The following is a 3719-nucleotide window of genomic DNA, read 5'->3' on the forward strand; positions in this document are numbered from 1 at the left end:
AGCGCCAGCGCATCGCCCAAGGGTGCTGCAAGGCTCGCCTCCACCCCCTGGGTGACGGCTTCGTCGATGTTGACGCGGTAGGTCGGGTCGCTGCCGAAGTCGTTGGGGCCGTCGGGGCAGGTGGCGAGCGGGCAGGCGATCCGCGAGATCTTGTCGTCGAAATCGTTGTGGAACACGGTCAGACTGCCGTTGAGGCCGGCGTCATTGCCGTAGAGCAGCGCGATCTCCTTGTTGAGCGAGGTTTCCGGCTGAAGGTTCGGGTTGCCGTAGATATTGCCGCCGCGGCTGACCTGCCCCCAGCCGGGCGTGATCTCACGCAGCGCCGGCGCGCGAAAGCCGGTCGAGACGCCGCCTTTCAGCGTCCATTCCGGGGTCATGTTCCACACGCTGTAGAGCCTGGGGCTCACGTGGCTGCCGAACTCCTCGTCCTTGTCCAGGCGCACGCCGCCGGTCACGGCGAAGGTCGGCGTCAGCATCCATTCGTCCTCGACGAACAGCGCCCAGCGGTCCTGGTCGATGTGATCGATATCCGAGATCTGGTTGGTGGTATCGTCGTCCAGCGCCTCTTTCTCGTAGCTCGCGCCGACGGTCAGCATGTGCATGCCCAGCGGCAGCACCGCGCTGGTCTTGGCCGTGGTGTTGGTGATGTCGATCTCGCGGGAGCGGTTCTCGCTGCTCTCGCGCTGGATGAAGGTTTCCGTGGTGCCCCAGCCGAAGCTGCCGCTGTGGGTCAGTGCGACGTGCTCGTTGGTGTACTCGCCGAAGCTGTCGGTGCACTCGCCACGGCAGCCCTCGGCCTGGGCCGAGCGCCCGACCCGGGAGCGGCGATCCTGCTCGGTGATGCCGGCTTCGAGGCTGAAGTCGTGGCTATCGCCGGCGTCGAGGCTGAGCCTTGCGGTCAAGCTCTGCAGGCTCTTCTCTTCGTATCCGTTGACGATGTCGTCCTCGTCGCGCTGGGAGGCGCGACCATACACCTCGAGGCCGACGACGCCCTCCACCAGCGGGCCACCGGCGTAGAAGTTGGCCTGGCGACTATCGCCGGCGTCGCTGTCCTGCTGCAGGGTGGTGTCGAGCTGGACGTTGCCATGCCAGGCATCGGCAACGGTGCGGGTGATCACGTTGATCACCCCGCCGATGGCATCGGAGCCGTAAAGCGTCGACATCGGCCCGCGAATGACCTCGATACGCTCGATCGACTGCAGCGGCGGCAGCCAGTCCTGCTCGAAGCCGGCGCTGCCGTTGGGCCGCGTCTGGCGGCTGCGCCGCGGGCGGCCGTCGACCAGAATCAGGGTGTACTCCGCAGGCATGCCGCGAATCGAGATGTCGTTGCCGTTGTCGCCGGCGCCGCCGCCGGTGATGATCACGCCGGGCACGTCGCGCAGCGCATCGGTGACGTCCTGGTAGCGACCGCGCTCGATCTGTTCGCGATTGAGCACGCTGATGGAGGCCGGCGCATTCGTGACCTGCTGTTCGAACCCCGCCGCGGTGACCACGATGTTATCGAGAGACGTGTTTCCGAGCGCCGAGATCGGCGCGGTGGACAAGGCGGCGATCGCGCTTGCCAGCAAGGTCTTGCGCAAAGGGAGTGACATGGTGATGCGGTTCCTGTGATGATCCGGCTGGAATTGAGTGTACGACTTATTATCAAATGATAATTATTAGCATTAAAGGATCGCATACTTTTCCCGTCTGGGGGTGAAACGACGGGTTCGGCCAAACGCAACACAAATCGCTCTTATTTTCATTTGGCCGGACGGCTGGCACAATGACGCCTCTTATTGCTTGCGGGCCACCTCATGTTTGATTTCGACGAACTGGCCGCCTTTTCGAGCGTGATGGCCACCGGCAGCGTGACGCAAAGCGCCCAGCGCATGGGCCTTGCCAAGTCCACCCTCAGTCGGCGCATCAGCCAGCTGGAGGCGCGCCTGAACCAACCCCTGCTGCGGCGCCAGTCGAACCGCCTGATCCCCACCGAAGCGGGCCTGCTGTTCCATCAGTACTGCGAGGAACTCCTGAGCCTGGCGAACCAGAGCCGCGAGGCGCTGGCGGAGCTTCGCGAGGAGATCAGCGGCCAGCTCACCCTCGAGGTGCACGGTGCCCTGGCCCGCGCCTGGGCAGCTCAGGTGGTGGAGGCGTTTCTCGCCCGCCATCCGCGCGTCGAGCTGACCCTGCGCACCCAGGAAACGCCACCCAGCCGGCCGGACAGCCACAGCGTCCATGTATGGCTTGGCGCGCTCGAGGGAAGCACGCTCAATCAGGAACCGCTTGGCGAGCTCGAGCGAGGACTCTACGCCAACCCCCACTACCTGGCCCGGGCACCGGCACTGGAGCGCCCGGGCGACCTGCATCGCCACGCCTGGATCGATCTGCTGGACAGCGCCGCAAGCGGCGTGGCCCTCACCCACGCCCAGGCGCCGGAGGTGCTGTTCACTCCGCCGCGCTCGCGGCTGCGGGTCGACCAGACCCTGCTGCATCTCGACGCCATCGCCTCCGGCCAGGGCATCGGACTGCTTCCCCACTGGCTGGTGGCGCGGCGCGAGGCCTACCACCCGGGCGATCTCGTTCACTGCCTGCCCGGCTGGGCGCCGGCGCCGCTGCCGGTGTCGCTGCTCTACCCGTTCGGGCGCCAGCCGCGGCGCATGGGGGCGCTGCTGGCCTTCCTGCGCGAGCAAACGCCGCGCGCGTGGCAGGCCAGGTGACGCGGCCCGGCTTGCCAGCCGGCCGCTGGATTGCCGACAATGGCCGCGTACGCTCGCCAAGGAAGTTTCATGCTCGTTGAATTGTTCGCCGTGATGGCACCGGTGCTGGCTGGCGCCGGGCTCGGTTTCGTCTGGGTTCGCCGGGGCCACCCCTACCCGATCGAGTTCGTGACCCGGCTGGTCTTCAATATCGGCACGCCGTCGCTGGTACTGGCCTCGCTCGCCGGTGCCTCCATCGATGCCCACACCTTCGGGCGGACCATGCTGGCCACGGCCCTCGTGATCAGCCTGATGGGCGTGGCCGCCTTCGCCATGGCAAGGCTCTTGCGCCGCGACTGGCGGGTGATCCTCGCGCCGATGATGTACCACAATACCGGCAACATGGGCCTGCCGGTGGTGTTCTACGCCTTCGGCAGCGCCGGTTTCGCCTACGGCATCACCGTGATGGTCACCGTCTCGCTTTTCCAGTTCACCATCGGCGCCATGCTCTCGAGCCAGGGCAACCCGCTCAAGACGCTGGTCAAGACGCCGACGGTCTACGCCATCCTGATCAGCATGACGCTGCTTTTGACCGATACCGCTCTGCCCGCCTGGATCGCCAATACGGTGGACCTGATGTCCGGCTTCACGGTGCCCTTGATGCTGATCACCCTCGGGGTGTCGCTGGCCAGCATCCAGGTGAAGAGCCTGCGTTCGGGACTCGGCTTCACGCTGCTGCGCATCCCCCTGGCCGCCGGCACGGCCTGGGCCGTGGCCGGATTGCTGGGGCTGCCGCCGTTGGCCCAGAGTATCCTGGTGCTGCAGATGTGCATGCCGGTGGCGGTGTTCAACTATCTGTTCGCCCAGCGGGCCCAGCGCGAGCCCGCCTACGTGGCGAGCCTCGTGTTCTGCTCGACGCTGCTGGCGCTGTTCTACCTGCCGGCGCTGCTTGCGTTGATGATGTAGCCGTGCAGGAACCTACCCGGCCGGGGGTAGTCACTGCTAAGTTGACTACAACTATCGACAACGACCCGTTCGGAG

The 3719-nt window shown here is 66.2% G+C and carries 3 protein-coding genes; 2 read left to right on the forward strand and 1 reads right to left on the reverse strand.

Annotated elements, in window-relative coordinates:
• Window positions 1-1592 (reverse strand): TonB-dependent receptor (locus tag BIS11_RS12900; RefSeq protein WP_253586198.1); only part of this gene is annotated, 1592 nt, incomplete at its 3' end.
• Between the two features lie 204 nt (window positions 1593-1796).
• On the opposite strand from BIS11_RS12900, the gene BIS11_RS12905 reads away from it, so the two are divergent.
• Window positions 1797-2699 (forward strand): LysR family transcriptional regulator, encoded by a 903-nt coding sequence (locus BIS11_RS12905; RefSeq protein ID WP_253425662.1) that lies wholly within the window; start codon window positions 1797-1799, stop codon window positions 2697-2699.
• Window positions 2700-2768: 69 nt separating this feature from the next.
• Window positions 2769-3644 (forward strand): AEC family transporter, encoded by an 876-nt coding sequence (locus BIS11_RS12910; protein ID WP_253586200.1) that lies wholly within the window; start codon window positions 2769-2771, stop codon window positions 3642-3644.
• Window positions 3645-3719: the final 75 nt, after the last annotated feature.

The sequence above is a fragment of the Halomonas sp. 707D4 genome, from assembly GCF_024158685.1.
Lineage (GTDB): Bacteria > Pseudomonadota > Gammaproteobacteria > Pseudomonadales > Halomonadaceae > Vreelandella.

Bases quoted from the DNA above. Each gene is read 5' to 3' on its own strand.
- BIS11_RS12910 (WP_253586200.1), top strand. From the start codon at position 2,769: ATGCTCGTTGAATTGTTCGCCGTGATGGCACCGGTGCTGGCTGGCGCC.
- BIS11_RS12905 (WP_253425662.1), top strand. From the start codon at position 1,797: ATGTTTGATTTCGACGAACTGGCCGCCTTTTCGAGCGTGATGGCCACC.